We start from the raw sequence: 15,352 nt of genomic DNA on the forward strand, positions 1-15,352 counted from the left end.
CCGTTATGTGCCATTTTTTTAGTGCAGAAACGGAGTTTTCGGAAAAAGAAAAGGCGGCATTGCTGCCGCCTTAATTTTAACTCGCCTGGGAAGGCGCTTCGTCTCTTCCTGGAAGCGTTTCAGGGAGTTGCGGCGCAAATCCTCGCAGGCCGACGACGTGAACATGTTCGGTATTCTGGAAGACTTTACGTACCAGTTTATAGGTGGTGCCTTTTTCCGGACTGATATTTTCCGGCGCTGCGATGATGAGCTGCATTTGCAAACGTTCACACAATTCAAACAGCGTGGCGATAGAACGAGCATCCAGTCGCGCTGCTTCATCGAGGAACAGCAGGCGGCAAGGAGAGATATCTTTACCGCGCAGGCGGCGAGATTCATCTTCCCAGCTTTGTACCACCATCACCAGAATCGACATACCGGTACCAATCGCCTCACCGGTCGACAATGCACCAGACTCTGCGCGCAACCAACCATCGGAACCACGGTTAACCTCAACTTCCATTTCCAGATAGTTGCGGTAATCCAGCAGTTCTTCGCCAATGGTCTGCGGCGTGCGCTGCCCCATATCAATCTGCGGATTAAGACGCTGATACAATTTCGCCAACGCTTCCGAGAAGGTCAGACGGTTGCTGTTAAACAGATCCTGATGCTGCTCGTGCTGTTCAGAGAGCACATCCAGCAGCATGGCGTGCGTTTCACGCACGTTCACGTTGAGACGCACGCTGTTCACCTGACCAAACGATACGTTCTGCAACCCCTGGTTGAGCATACGGATACGGTTCTGCTCGCGCTGAATGGTTTTGCGAATGATGTTCGCCACGCTGCGGGAACTGATCGCCAGTTTCTGTTCACGGGAGGTTAATTCTTCGGTCAGACGGCTAAGTTCAATCTCCATCTGTTCGATAGCTTCCACCGGATCATCGGTACGAATAATATCCTGACGAATACGTTCACGCAGATGCTGATAAACCGCCACGAAGAACTGAATTTTACGCTCCGGACGTTTCGGATCTTCCGACATGCGCAGCACGTCGCGCAGATGTTCGTTATCCGCCACCGCCAGACGCAGCGCACCTAACGCCTTATCCGACATGGAACGCAAATCATCAGCGGAGAGATAAGCCAGCTCACGACGGTGTAAGCGGCGCTCAACGCCGTTATCTTTCACCATGCGCATCACCGCACACCAGCCCGCTTTGGCGGTCACTACCTGCTCGCGCATCTCAAAGTAATCCCGCTCCAGCTTGCGCAGTTTGCGGGTCAGGTTGTCCATCTCCGCTTCGCAGAAGGTAAGCGCTTTTTCCAGTTGATTGCGGCGTGAACGGTTATTGCTCAGTTGCGCATGCAGCTCGTCACGGCGAATACGCGCCCGCTCTTCTGCCCCGCTATCAGCACGCACGCCGATATCCTGCAATTCACGTTGCAGATCGTTGAGTAGCTCTTTTTTGGTGTCGTAAGAACTTTTCAGCGAAGCCAGCACCTGGTTGTACTGACTCAACTGCGCTGCGTGACCGCGCAACGCTTCGCGAGCGCGGGTACGCTCCGCTTCCGCCTGTTCCAGACGTTCACGCAGTTTTTCGTTGAGATCGCTGTTACCGCTAAGCATTTCTGCCGAGTCAGAATAGCTAAAGTGCGCACGACGCTGCACCACTTCCGTCAGGGCAAACGCTTGCTGACGGGCATCGCGCTGCATCTGCTGAGAGTACGCGTAATCTTCTTTTAACTGTTCGAACTGTTCCGGGTCGCTCTGCAATACCGAAACGATCGGTTCCAGTTTCGCCAGTTGATTGCCAAACTGCTGAACAAAACGCGCGGCTTCCTGGGCTTCATCCAGACGTTCGCGGATTTCATCGACGCGATCCGCCAGGCTGTCATCGGCCAACAGGTTGAGACGCGGCAGAATGCGGTTCAGCGCCGTAACGCCTTCTTTCGCCTGCTCAAACTGAATACGCTGCTGCTGGTTATCATTTTCATGATTACTCAACGCCCGCTCCAGTTCGACTCGACGGCTGTTCAGTTGACGGATTTCTGCTTCCGGGTCAGACTCAAACGCCACCGCCAGATGACTGCCGATAAAGCGGCTGAACGCCTGATGCAGACGCTGGGTTTTCTGTACATCAAAGGAAAGCATGGCGAAGCGTTCGGAAAGCACTTCACGCTCGGCATGGAGGCTTTCAATACGGCTTTCACGCGCAGCACGACCAAACAGCGGCACTTCCGGGAAACGTGAATAACGCCACTGTCGATCGGCGATTTTCACCACCACCGCTTTTTCCAGCTCATCAACGCTGAACACGCTATCATCGAATGACTGCGGATCCCCTTCGATCAAATAGAGATCTTCCGGGCAATCGGTCAAGCCTTCCAGGTGTTCGGTTACCTGTGACAGATCTGGCACCACGATGGCGTGGCGTGACGGGCCATACAGAGCCGAGAAGTACGGCGCATCTTCCAGGCTAACGTCGTCATAAATTTCTGACAGCAGCACACCACCAAAACGCTCCGCCAGCGCGTTCAGACGCTGATCTTCAGAGCCGCCAGGCTGGCTTAAACGTTCGATCTCTTCATCGACGGCGTTTTTGCGCGCGCCTACTTCATCGCGTTCAACAATCGCCTCGCGCTCACGCTCCAGCAACTGTTGCAGATATTCAGTGACGTCCTGGCTGGAGGAGAACTCTTCGCCGCACTGTTCACTCAACTGGTTGAGACTGTTTTGCGCTGCCAGCCAAACCGGTGCACGCTGCATCAAACTCTGAATGCGAGACTGCAGCTGTTCCTGTTCCTGCCGCAGTGCCATCCGCTCTTCACGGGCGTTAGATACGCTATCGGAAAGAGAGGCAATGCGTGCTTCCAGCTCCTGATGCAGAGCTTCCAGTTCATCAATATCAAAATTCTTGCCCTGACGTTTGCAGAAATCTGCCAGCAGACGCTCAGCTTCTTGCTGCTCACGCAGACGCTGTTCCAGTTCGCTTAAGCGCATCCGCAACGGCTGAACCTGCTCTGCCAGGTGACGCTGATCAACCCCTTCGCGCAATAGTTCGCGAGCGACATCCCACGCCTCGTTACGCGCCAGCGGGCCGTTGATTGCCACCACCAGCTGATAAGCCTGCTCAAACTGGCTGTGCGCGGTTTGCGCCATGCTCATTTTCTGCTCAAAAGAGAGCATTTTTTCAGTCGCTTCCAGCTCTTTCGCCTGGAAGGTTTCCAGCCATTCGGCGGCGCTGTCGGCGGTTAAGTCCGGCAGATGGCACAGTTCTTTGGCACAATTAAGCGCAGCAATTGCTTGGTTATACTGGATCGCGCGCGTTTGCTGGACGTCCAGCGCCTGCTGGTAGTCAGCAAGCTGGCTTTTCAGCTCGTCCACTTCCAGTTCGGCAGCTTCCGCGCGAGCCTCATTCTCTTCCTGGCGTTCGATGGCTTCTGCCACCACTTCATTTTGCTCTTCCAGACGGATCTGCAGCTCATCGAGATCCACTTCGTAGCGTTCGATCTTCTCCTGCTGACGCAATGCGGTTTGCACCAGGTTCAGGTGATCGCTGGCCGCCTGATAATCCGCTTCCAGATCGCCTTCGGCACCGTTGTGCTCTGCCAGCTCACGCGCCATATCGACGTGTTTGTACTGCTCAGCCGCCAGTTGCTGACGCGAAGTATGTAGCTCGCGACGAAACTCCAGGGCTTTGTCGAGATGGACACGGCGCTCGTTGGCGTGACGCATGTAGTCCGCCGCCACGTAGTTGGTAGCTTCGCTGATCAGATGCTTAAACAGGTCACGGTCCGACTGGGTGACACGAATCGCTTCCAGCGTCATGCGGTTTTCACGCAGCGCCGCTTCCATGTCCTGGAACGCTTTACGCACGCCGCTGTTTTCCGGCAACAGGTAGTCGCGCAGAGAACGGGTAATGGCACTGGAGATCCCGCCATACAGCGAAGCTTCGATCAGACGATAGAATTTGCTACGGTCAGATGCGGAGCGCAGACGACGCGCGATGATGCCCAGATCGAACATCAGCGAGTGGTAATCGGTAATGGAGTTGAACTGTTTAAACTGCACGCCTTCCATCGCCTCGAGCTTGTCTTTCAGCTCGTTAAGCGGCAGCACGCGCGCCTGGCGTTCGTTCAGGGTTTCGGTCACCAGCTGTGTCGGCTGCACCGACATCGGCAGTCCCTGAATGGCAAATGGTTTGATATCCACTTTACGATCGCGTCCGGCAACCTGTTGCAGACGCACACCGACCACCACGCGCTGGTGGCGCGAGTTAATGGTGTCGAGCATCGAATAACAGACACCCGCTTTCAGCTTACCGTGCAGACCTTTATCGCGCGAACCGCTGGTGGCCCCGGCTTCCGTAGTGTTACGGAAATGCAGCAGGGTCAGGTCGGGGATCAGCGCCGTAACGAACGCCGCCATCGTGGTGGATTTACCCGCCCCGTTACCGCCGGAAAGCGTCGTGACCAGCTCGTCAAGGTCAAAAGTTCGGGCAAAAAAGCCGTTCCAGTTAATCAGCGTCAGTGAGCGAAATTTACCGCGTTCAATCATTATTCTTCCTCTCCGCTATCTGGCTGACTCTCTTCGGTTTCATCGTTGAGTTGCAGATGATTTTCAATCGGCATTGCTTCGCCATCACGAATCAGGCGACGCTGTGCTTCACGGGGATCGTCGCCAGCACGCACATCGGCTCCGAAGCGGAACACCGATTCGGTAATGCGGAACTTGCTGCTGTCGTGGCCCATAAACCACACCATGCCTAAACGACGCAGACGGTTGAGCGAAGAACGTACTTTCTCCTGCAACTTCTGACGGTCAACGTCTGAACCGGTTGAACGGTTGTTCACCAGTTTCAGCAGTTTCGCTTCATCGGCCAGGGTGAGCAGTTCGTCGTACAGTTCCTGCTGGGTGAAAATCCCCTCATTCGCCAGCCGTTCCGGGCTGAGATAGAGATAACAGAGGATTTTCCCGACCATCATATCCAGTTCCGACAAGACGGAACGCGGGATAAGAGTGGTGGAACGTGGGCGTAAATAGAAGAACCCTTCCGGTGCGCGAATAAGCTCAACGTTATAACGCGCGTAAAACTCTTCCAGATATTCCTGAAAATCCATCAGGAATGCATGATTATCCAGTTCGTCGAGGCCAATATGGCGGCCTGAACGTAAGGCGCTGTCCAGCGCCGGAAATAACGGATTCGCCAGCGCCTGCGCCAGCTTAACCGGCATCACTTGTTCAATATTTGTCGATGACATGCGCCTGTACCTTGGCTCCGTAATCATTAATCGGCTGCCATTTCGCTGGCAGTCCGGTGAAATCTGCTTGCGCTACGCCAAGACGTACCGCCTGATCAATAACAATACGCGCAACGTCAAAGTGACGTGCACACGGATACTGTGACAGATATTCGCGTACCACCAGACCAAGATCCAGCGGCACTTGTCTGGTTTTGTACACGGCAAGTTGTTCTTCGATGATCGCCGCCAGCTGTTCGCGGATCTCGTTAAACTCTTCGTATTCCAGATCCTCAGGAAGTTCCCCAGTCACTTCTTCATCGCGCAGTGCCATCTCTTCGTCACGCATATCCAGCAGACGATCGGCATTGGCATAAGTTAGCGCCCACGGCTCATCAAAATAGGTTTGTACCGACTGACGTAACCGCTGAGCAAAGACGCGGTTTTTATCCATATCGATCGCGGTACGAATAAATTTGTGTACGTGGCGGTCGTAGCCAATCCACAAGTCGATGGATTGCTGGCCCCAACTGATAATACGATCGAGTTTGCTCTGCAGATCGAACACCAGACGATCGACGAAATGCAGATCGTCATGGGTCATCGTCGCATCCTGAATGCGCAACAGATTAGCCTGCAATTTGTCGCCTGCCGCTTCCAGCGTATCCTGCAATTCACGCAGCGTTCCGGAAGTTTCCGAAAGCAACAATTCACAGCTGGAAATCGCCGCCCGCCAGTCTTTGTTCAGCAACTGGGCGATATCGTCCTTCACCTGCTGCTGCTGTTCGTCCATCAGACGTTGCGTCAGGTCGATACTGTCGAAAATTTCTGCTACCGAATATTTCAGTGGCGCATAGACATTACGGTGCCAGTGAAATTCATCACCGCCCTCTTCGGCGGCATCTGCTGCGCGTTTGAGCTCACCCGCCACAATCGACAACTGCATAGAAAGACGCAGCGTAGAAAACTCGCGCTGACGGATGTAGTAGTCAGTAATGCCGATGCCGAGCGGCGTCAGACGGTAAATTGCGTTCCCTTCCGCCTGCTCGCTGGTAAAGCGGTTCAGCAGACGTTGACGCACCATGTCGTTGATCGCGTTATTGGCGCGCACGCCGATGGTTTCGCTGGTTTGCTCAAACGCATCACTCACATGGCGGAATGCATCCACCAGCTCGCCTTCACTCATCTCACCATCCAGACGCTCGCCGTTCAGCGTGGCAACCGCCAGCAGAAAAGAGAGTCGGTCTACCGGCAGCGAGATGGAGAAGTCATTTTTTCTGGCCCAGGCAACCAGTTCGGGGACTGTCTGGGAAAATTCACTCATACTTTATCCTTGCTCTGCGGTTTGCGCGCGGTGACATGAATATAACGCCCTAGGGTAATATACGGTTCCTGACGGCAATAACGCGTTTCTAATTCAAGTAATGCTTCATAGCAGTCGCGCTGCTGGTGCTTCTCGCGCAGATAATCATGAAACACGCGAACGCCTGTCTTACCCATAATTTGCCAACCAGCTTCTTCCAGCCACAGATAAACCTGCGCCGGGTCGCGTGGATAATCTGGCGAAAGCGTCCGTTTTTTCTTTTTCGGCATTCCCGCCTGCACGTAATCAAAATTCCCGGCGACCATGTTATGCATCAACAAACCATGCGCATTGTAGAACATTAACGACAACACTCCGCCTGGACGCAACACTGACCACAGGGTCTGCAATACACTGCGGGGATCGGCCACCCACTCGAGCACCGCATGGAACAATATCAGATCAACGGGCGTTTCCAAATGCGAAGCAACATCCTGAGCGGCGCAATGTATAAATTGCATGTTGTCGCTCACACCTTTTGCTTCTGCCGCCTGTTTTGCGCGGTCGATCATCTGCGCAGAAAGATCGCATAAAATAACCTGATGCCCGCGCTCGGCCATTTTGATTGCGGTCTGCCCTTCTCCGCCGCCAGCATCCAGCACACGCAGTTTTTGCGGGCCCATTTCCGCCAGCACGCGATCGAGATCCTGCCACAGAATAGCCTGTCGAAGCTGCCCTTTGGTGGTGCCGTAAATGTTACGGGAAAACTTTTCCGCAATATCATCAAAATTGCGATCCTGCATTGCTTTCTCCACCGGTTGGCTAAGACGTTTTCTGATAAAGACGCTATTTTGTCACAGCCACGGCGAGAATGAACCCGTCTGGTGTAATATCGCTGGCGATCCCTTGCTATATGGTTAAAAAAGGAACCAGAAAGGATGCTTTTTACACTGAAAAAAGTGATTGGCAATATGTTGCTGCCACTTCCGCTGATGTTGTTAATTATTGGCGCTGGCCTGGCGCTGCTGTGGTTTAGCCGTTTTCAAAAAACCGGGAAGATTTTTATTAGCATTGGGTGGCTGGCACTCTTGTTATTGAGTTTGCAACCGGTCGCCGACCGCCTGCTGCGTCCCATCGAAAGCACCTATCCGACATGGAATAATTCGCAAAAAGTGGACTATATCGTGGTGCTCGGAGGTGGTTATACCTGGAACCCGCAGTGGGCACCGAGCTCTAATTTAATCAATAACAGTCTGCCACGCCTGAATGAGGGTATCCGTTTATGGCGCGAAAATCCGGGTTCAAAACTGATCTTCACGGGAGGCGTAGCAAAAACCAATACGGTGAGTACAGCGGAAGTAGGTGCCAGAGTTGCGCAATCGCTGGGCGTACCGCGCGAGCAAATTATCACCCTGGATTTGCCAAAAGATACCGAAGAAGAAGCTGCGGCAGTGAAACAGGCGATTGGTGACGCCCCTTTCCTGCTGGTGACCTCCGCATCACATCTGCCGCGGGCGATGATCTTTTTTCAGCAGGAAGGGTTAAATCCGCTACCAGCCCCGGCGAATCAGTTGGCCATCGACTCGCCGCTTAATCCGTGGGAACGGGCAATCCCTTCTCCGGTCTGGCTGATGCATAGCGATCGTGTTGGCTATGAAACGCTTGGCCGCATCTGGCAGTGGCTGAAAGGTCCGTCAGGCGAGCCACGGCAAGAGTGATTTTGATGCCAGATCGAAGTTGCGCCGACTAAATCGTCCGGTATTAACCAGTTGCGCAACTTCATCCCATAACACATACAACCAACGCCGCCAGATGAACGACTCCGCCACTGGCGCGCGTTGAAGGTAACTCCAGAGCAAATCTTCCGCCAGAGAATTATCCATTAGTCGGAACAGTTCGTATTCTCGCGGTGCCCAAAGCATTAGTCCCGGCCCGACCATCGCCAGTAACTGATCGCTGCGCGAATCTTTCAGCATGCTGCGTAAACAGAAGTTACCGTGAATCAACACACAATTGTCGTTAAAGCCTTCAAATAATGCCGGGAGACATTCGCGAGTGCGAAACAGGATCCGCTTATCCTGCATCGTCAGACCGGTGTTATTGAACTGATTGAGCGTGGTCCATAGCACTTCAACATGTTGCCGGTACCATGAGGGCCAGAAATTTTCCTGAGTATTGTCGACCGCGCCGACGCAACCGCGACTGTCCTGACGGTGCCAGGCCAGTAAGGCTTCAACGATTTGGTCTTTGAGCTGTTCCCAGCGTTCTGGTGTTCGGGCTGGTGCCTCCACCGAAACACCACGCATCCGCTCCAGTAGCAGGACATCAGGGCCGGGGTGTTCTTCATGCGTCATCACACCATAAATAGTCGGCATACGGACAGTCCCACTTCTTGCCAGCATGGTGGTTTTCCATGCCAGTTGTCGGGCTTTTCCGGGCGTACTAAAGCTTCTTGCCATTAACGGCATTGGGTTTCCCTGGCTGTCATACAAAGCCCACAACGCCGTATCCGCTTTTTCATTGACGCACTCAATACGACTGAGTTTTTCGCCCAGTAAATGGCTTAATTCGGCACGCAGCTGTTCCATTCAGATTACCCTCATAAAAGCTACTGCTTTCATAATGAGCGCCAATATAAAAGATGTCACCTGAATGAGATCAATTGTTGAAAAGAAAAATTGAGGAAAATCGTAACGGTACGACACTCCTCCCAAAATTGGCTGAAGTGTCGTGAAGTGAAATTAGCGCATTTCAGCGCGAACGCGCTCAAGATCTTCAGGGGTATCCACACCTGTGCCAGGAACTTCCTGAGCAACAGCAACATGGATTTTTTCGCCGTACCACAGAACACGAAGCTGCTCTAACATTTCGATGTGTTCTAACGGACTTGCCTGCCAGTTGACGTAACGACGGATAAAGCCTGCACGGTAGCCATAAATACCAAGATGACGCAGGAAGTTATCGCCAACGGTTTCAAGGCCTTCTGCAAAACGATCACGATCCCAAGGAATGGTGGCACGTGAGAAGTACAGTGCATACCCTTCAGCGTCGAGAACCACTTTCACCGCATTCGGGTTAAACGCTTCTTCCGCATTGTGGATTGGCACCGCCAGAGTCGCCATACCCACCTGACGCTGAGCGAGGTTATCAGCAACCTGACGAATGATTGTCGCAGGGATCATCGGTTCATCACCCTGCACATTAACGATCACCGTGTCGTCGCTGAATGCGCATTTTTCGACAACTTCCGCCAGACGTTCTGTTCCTGACTGATGATCGGCGCGCGTCATACATACTTCACCGCCAGCGGCTTCAACGGCGCGGGCAACATCCTCATGATCGGTTGCCACGATGATGCGCTCGGCACCTGATTCACGCGCGCGTTCAAGAACATGAACAATCATGGGTTTGCCGTTAATATCAACCAATGGTTTACCGGGCAGACGCGTGGACGCGTAGCGCGCGGGAATAATGACCACAAAACTCATGATTTACTCTCATCAGCAGTCAGCACGCGGGCTTCCGTTTCCAGCAACACTGGAATGCCATCGCGGAGCGGGAAAGCCAGGTTATCCAGTTTGCAAATAAGCTCTTGTTTTTCCTGGTTATACCAAAGTTTTCCGTTGCAAACCGGGCAGGCAATGATTTCAAGCAAACGATGATCCATAGTTCCTCCAGATGGATCGGGTTATGAATGCATAAATCTTATCATAATCATTTATGCGACGGGGTCTATTTCCCAGCCAGTGCGGCAATCAGTAAAGAGACCTTGCGAGCAGCGTCCTAATGTCACCCGCGTTGCCTGCTGCCAGCTCGCGAAATCAGTAATCGCCTGACGTAACCCTTTTTGCAGCATTGTCGTTGGTTTAATGCCTTCCTGTAACCACAGAGAGATAACTTCAAGGATGCCTGTCTGGCGATGCATTTTGGCATCCATTCGCCCAACTAATTGCCCACGATGTAATAATGGCAGAACAAAATAGCCATACTGGCGTTTCGGCGCTGGGGTATAGCACTCCAGCCGGTAGCTAAAATCAAAAAGCTGCTCTGCGCGTTTGCGATCCCAGACAACAGGATCAAAAGGCGAAAGTACCGCGCTGTGCGTTGCAGTGAGCTTTCCGGCCAGCGCACGCTCGAGTAGCGGCAGCAAATCAGCATGCAGCCAAAGATTGCCCAATTTTTCAACATGCACAGCAATGATTTGCTGCTGTTCAGCCCTCGCTTCGCGCCACGCCGCCAGTGCCGGACGTTTCAGCCGATAGTAATCTGCCAGCCACTGTTCGCGGAATATTCCCAGGCTACGCGCACTGTTATCCAGCATGATGATTTCTGCTTCTGTTTGCGAAACGAGATCGCGCTAATCATCCCAGTCAGGCATGACACGGTGGGTTAAATCATAAACGCGCTGGAAGTTGCGCCGTTCAATCACCATCACCTTTCCGGCAGTAAATAAACCTTCCAGATGCCGTTTATGCGGCTTCCATTCCCACCAGCCGCTTGCACCTTTACGAGGATGCTCAAAATCGGCTGAACGTACCGGCCCTTTATCATGAATATGCTGAATTAACTGTGCAATTTCCGCCTCATGTTCCTGCATCCAGGCGTCTTTGTATTTCCAGCCCATTTTTTCAGGTGCCAGCATGCGGTGGCGAATAAGACGAAAGTCGCTACGCGGCATAAAGCAGGCTTCATGCGCCCAGTATTCCATTAATTCGCCACGCGCCAGAGACTCATCCAGCCACTGGGCAGGATAATTTCCCAGACGACTGAAAAGCACCAGATATGGACTACGGGCAACAATATTGATGGTATCGATTTGCAGCAAGGACATGCGGGAGATCGTTGCCGGAATATCCTCCAACGACGCTCGACGGCGGGGTTTGTTTAACAGGCCTTGTGCGGCAAGGTGAAGATTACGCGCATCAGCAAGGGAGAGGTGCGGCAGCGACATTCATGACTCCATCAATCGAACGCTGCCGCGGCGTAACTAGTTGCCAGAAGCCAGCGAGGTTAGTTGCGTAAGCAGTTTCGCTGGTTCATCACCTGAAAGCTGTGCGTCTACAGGCAAATACCACCAATTTTCTTCTGCAAAGGCCCGGCATTTCACCGCATCTTTTTCAGTCATTACCAGCGTTTGCCCGGCGCTTACCAACGCACTGACATCCGCATGGTTCAAAGACTGATGATCGGCCAGCGGTACACATTTTTCCGGTTGTACGCCACACATCTTCAGCGTGGCAAAAAAGCGCGGCGGATGCCCAATCCCCGCCATCGCCACTACATGTTCAAGCTGAGCAACGTCACAACGCGTACCGGTACGTAAATTCACCGCCTGACCCGGCAGCAGATGCATGGGGATTTCACCGCTGCGAGGGACACCGCCGTTGACGATTACCGCATCAACCGACTTTAAGCGCCCCGCTCGCTCACGCATTGGCCCCGCCGGCAACCACCAGCCATTGCCAAAGCGATGCACACCATCAATAACGACAATTTCCACATCACGCGCCAGACGGTAATGCTGTAAACCGTCGTCGGTTACGATGATCTGCACATCCGGGTGTTGCGCCAGAATGGCTTTTACCGCATCAGAACGAACGGGAGAAACCGCAACAGGCGCATCAGTGCGTTGATAAATCAACACAGGTTCATCACCCGCCTGTGCTGTGGTGGTATCTGCCGACAATAACAGCGGATAAGATTCAGCCTTACCACCATATCCCCGCGATACGACCCCCACGCGAATACCGCGCTGTTGCAACTGTTCCACCAGCCAGACAACGACCGGGGTTTTTCCGTTGCCGCCTGCAGTGAGATTACCAACCACGACAACCGGTACGGGGGCACGCCAGGCGCGCTTCAGTTTTAGTTTATAGCAAAGACGGATCGCGCCACTCACCAGGCCATACAACCAGGAGAGTGGCAGCAATAGCCGCCACAAAGGGGATTCACCAGACCAGATTTTTTCGATCATTGGCCAAACTGCATTTTGTGAAGTTGCGCGTAAACGCCGCGGTGCTCAAGCAAATCGTTATGCGTACCGCGTTCCACAATGACACCATCCTCGACGACCACGATTTCGTCTGCCTTTTCAATGGTAGACAAGCGGTGGGCAATCACCAGAGAGGTACGGTTTTTCTGCAACTCATCCAGTGCCGCCTGAATCGCACGTTCGGATTCGGTATCCAGAGCCGAGGTAGCTTCATCCAGAATCAGAATCGGGCTATCACGCAGCAAGGCTCGAGCGATAGCAATACGCTGACGCTGACCGCCAGAGAGCAGCACGCCGTTTTCACCAATCACTGTATCGAGACCGTTATCCATCTTATTGATGAAGTCCATGGCGTAGGCCATACGCGCCGCTTCTTCAATTTGCTCACGGCTGTACTGTTCAGTCCGTGCGTAAGCAATGTTGTTAGCAACCGTATCGTTAAACAGATGGACATTCTGCGACACCAGAGCAACCTGGTTACGTAACGACGCCAGGGTATACTCGCGCAGATCGTGACCATCCATCAGGATTTCGCCTTCATCAATATCGTAAAAACGCGTGATCAGGCTGGCGATGGTTGATTTACCTGAACCAGAGCGTCCAACCAGAGCAACCGTCTTCCCTGCCGGAATTTTCAGGTTGATGTTACGCAATGCGGGTACGTCACGTCCCGGATAAGTAAAGGTGACATTGCGGAATTCCACGTCGCCAGTCGCACGCTCGATCACGCGCTTACCTTCGTCTTTCTCCTGCTCACTGTCCAGAATGGTAAACAGCGTCTGACAAGCCGCCATACCGCGCTGGAACTGGGCGTTAACGTTGGTCAGCGATTTCAGCGGACGCATCAGTGCAATCATTGAAGAGAAAACAACGGTAATCGTACCGGCAGTCAGGTTATCCATAACACTTGGGAAGCTCGCCGCATACAGAACAAACGCCAGCGCCAAAGAGGCGATCAGCTGAATGATCGGATCAGAGATGGAAGAGGCTGAAACCATTTTCATCCCCTGAAGACGCATTCGGTTACTGACTTTATCGAAGCGTTTCGTTTCCACTTCCTGACCACCGAAAATCAATACTTCTTTGTGGCCCTTCAGCATTTGTTCTGCACTGGTGGTCACTTGCCCCATGGTGTTCTGCATGTTTTTACTGATGTTGCGAAAACGCTTCGATACTACGCGAATCGCAATCGAAACAATCGGTGCCAGCACAATCAAAATGATCGACAGTTGCCAACTGTAATAGAACATCATGATGAACAGGCCGATGATCGACGCACCTTCACGCACAACAGTAATCAGTGCGCCGGAAGAAGAAGAAGCAACCTGTTCGGAATCGTAGGTGATACGTGACAACAGCGTACCCGTTGACTGTTTGTCAAAGAATGAAACTGGCATTCCCATCATGTGACCAAACAGGCGGCGACGCATGGTCATTACCACCTTTCCTGATACCCAGGAGATACAGTAGCTGGAGACATAGCTGGTGATACCACGTAAAATCATCAGTCCGATCACCACCATCGGCATCCACACCAGCACGGAGCGATCTGTTTTACCAAAGCCATCATCAAGAAGTGGCTTAAGGAGCGATAACATGAAGGTATCGCTGGCTGCGTTGAGGATTAACGCTACGCCCGCCACGATCAGACCCGCTTTGAAAGGCGCAATGGTTGGCCACAGTCGGCGGAATGTCTGCCACGTAGAGAGATCTTTGTCGTTATGCATTCAAAAAACCAGCATTTGTTGAAATAGCCGCATATTCTACCCGTTATCCACTGGCACGCCAAACCACTGATGATACCAACGAGGTAAAATTTGCTCTCTGAGGCTGCTAATCCGCCAGCCTTGTGCTGAAAAATTGACCGTCACTTGCCCCTGATGTGGAGTATCAAGCCATTGATATCCTTTCTGTTGATAGCGATGCTTAACTTTGTTAGAGGGCAATCGCCATGCGTTATAGCGCGATGCCGATGCGAGTGCCACTTTTCCATTCACTCGCTGAATTAATGGCAACGATGATGAGGTATTACTGCCATGGTGAGGTACCTGAAGCAATGTTGCCTGCACTTGCTGCCAGTAACGGCTTAGCATCTTTTGTTCAGCTGGGGCTTCAATATCACCGGTTAGAAGAATGCTATTCGTCCCGTCATCAACCTTAACCACACAGGAATGGTTATTTCCCTTATCGTTGCTACCTTGTAAAGGCCAGTGCGCGCTGAAACGCAATCCTTGCCACTGCCACGCTTCGCCACGCACACAGGGCTGATGATGTTCCCAGTTTAACGGACTTCTGATCCATAACATCGGCCATATATGCAATATTGAATCCAGCCCTCCCCGGTGATCCAGATGTTCATGGCTCAGAATAACGCCTTCCGGTTCAAGATTATGCCAGTGGAGCCAGGGGATAATCAGTTGTTGCCCACTATCCCCTTCAGGCCAGGCCAGTCCTGTGTCATAGAGAATCGCTTTGCCGTTTCTGGCTATCACCATTGCCAGCCCTTGCCCGACATCAAGCATGTACAGCTGCCACTCGTCAGGTCGAGGTTTTTGCCACAGCGGCCAGCACATCAGCAAGCCTCCAGCCACACACATTGCTGGCAACGTTCGCCAGGCGTTTAATCGCCATACCACCAGTAAGAACCATGGGGAAAATGATAGCCATTGCCAACATTCAGCAATGTTGATCCACCCTTCCGGCAAACTCTTTAACCCCCAGAAAAGTAAAGCCAAAGACCGGTCGGCAAGAAACCATAACCCCTGTTCCAGGATTAACGGCCCGCTAAAATGCACAACCATCGCGGCGAGGATCAACGGAACCGTGATAAATGTCAC

At 52.7% G+C, this 15,352-nt stretch carries 11 protein-coding genes and 1 pseudogene; 1 reads left to right on the forward strand and 11 read right to left on the reverse strand.

All coding sequences use genetic code 11. The features are described 5' to 3' along the window. Positions 1-76: 76 nt before the first annotated feature. From mukB to cmoM, 4 genes are read right to left on the reverse strand one after another with little or no spacing between them, the layout of a single operon-like run. Positions 77-4,537 (reverse strand): chromosome partition protein MukB, encoded by a 4,461-nt coding sequence (gene mukB, locus ACUU1M_RS14030; RefSeq protein ID WP_000572703.1) that lies wholly within the window; start codon positions 4,535-4,537, stop codon positions 77-79. Next, the gene (gene mukE / locus ACUU1M_RS14035; protein ID WP_001295931.1) at positions 4,537-5,241 is read right to left on the reverse strand and encodes a chromosome partition protein MukE; all 705 of its coding nucleotides are present in this window, start codon (positions 5,239-5,241) and stop codon (positions 4,537-4,539) included. Before mukE ends, mukB begins: the two co-directional genes overlap by 1 nt. Beyond that, positions 5,222-6,544 (reverse strand): chromosome partition protein MukF, encoded by a 1,323-nt coding sequence (gene mukF / locus ACUU1M_RS14040; protein ID WP_001288849.1) that lies wholly within the window; start codon positions 6,542-6,544, stop codon positions 5,222-5,224. The genes mukE and mukF overlap by 20 nt, the downstream gene beginning before the upstream one ends. Then, complete coding sequence (gene cmoM, locus ACUU1M_RS14045; RefSeq protein ID WP_001298300.1) at positions 6,541-7,326, reverse strand: tRNA uridine 5-oxyacetic acid(34) methyltransferase CmoM; 786 nt, start codon at positions 7,324-7,326, stop codon at positions 6,541-6,543. Before cmoM ends, mukF begins: the two co-directional genes overlap by 4 nt. Before the next feature lie 135 nt (positions 7,327-7,461). Between cmoM and elyC the strand changes: the two genes are divergently transcribed. Continuing rightward, entirely contained in the window at positions 7,462-8,241 is a 780-nt protein-coding gene (gene elyC / locus ACUU1M_RS14050; protein WP_000899599.1) for an envelope biogenesis factor ElyC, read from the forward strand. On the opposite strand, the gene ACUU1M_RS14055 is transcribed toward elyC, so the two are convergent. From ACUU1M_RS14055 to ACUU1M_RS14085, 7 genes and pseudogenes are all read right to left on the reverse strand, one after another. Continuing rightward, positions 8,218-9,111, reverse strand: a complete 894-nt coding sequence (locus ACUU1M_RS14055; protein WP_000436922.1) for a YcbJ family phosphotransferase — start codon at positions 9,109-9,111, stop codon at positions 8,218-8,220. The two genes, elyC and ACUU1M_RS14055, sit on opposite strands and share 24 nt — an antisense overlap. A 153-nt stretch (positions 9,112-9,264) precedes the next feature. After that, positions 9,265-10,011 (reverse strand): 3-deoxy-manno-octulosonate cytidylyltransferase, encoded by a 747-nt coding sequence (gene kdsB, locus ACUU1M_RS14060; protein WP_000011601.1) that lies wholly within the window; start codon positions 10,009-10,011, stop codon positions 9,265-9,267. After that, positions 10,008-10,190, reverse strand: a complete 183-nt coding sequence (ycaR, locus tag ACUU1M_RS14065) for a protein YcaR (RefSeq protein WP_000350058.1) — start codon at positions 10,188-10,190, stop codon at positions 10,008-10,010. Before ycaR ends, kdsB begins: the two co-directional genes overlap by 4 nt. A gap of 51 nt (positions 10,191-10,241) precedes the next feature. Next, a pseudogene (gene ycaQ / locus ACUU1M_RS14070) lies at positions 10,242-11,474 on the reverse strand (crosslink repair DNA glycosylase YcaQ). Positions 11,475-11,510: 36 nt separating this feature from the next. Then, complete coding sequence (lpxK, locus tag ACUU1M_RS14075; protein WP_000570530.1) at positions 11,511-12,497, reverse strand: tetraacyldisaccharide 4'-kinase; 987 nt, start codon at positions 12,495-12,497, stop codon at positions 11,511-11,513. After that, positions 12,494-14,242, reverse strand: a complete 1,749-nt coding sequence (gene msbA, locus ACUU1M_RS14080; RefSeq protein WP_152028989.1) for a lipid A ABC transporter ATP-binding protein/permease MsbA — start codon at positions 14,240-14,242, stop codon at positions 12,494-12,496. The genes lpxK and msbA overlap by 4 nt, the downstream gene beginning before the upstream one ends. 36 nt (positions 14,243-14,278) lie before the next feature. Then, on the reverse strand, positions 14,279-15,352 hold a 1,074-nt coding region (locus ACUU1M_RS14085; RefSeq protein ID WP_044137815.1), incomplete at its 5' end, for a DNA internalization-related competence protein ComEC/Rec2.

Source organism: Shigella sp. SIG6 (assembly GCF_053555815.1).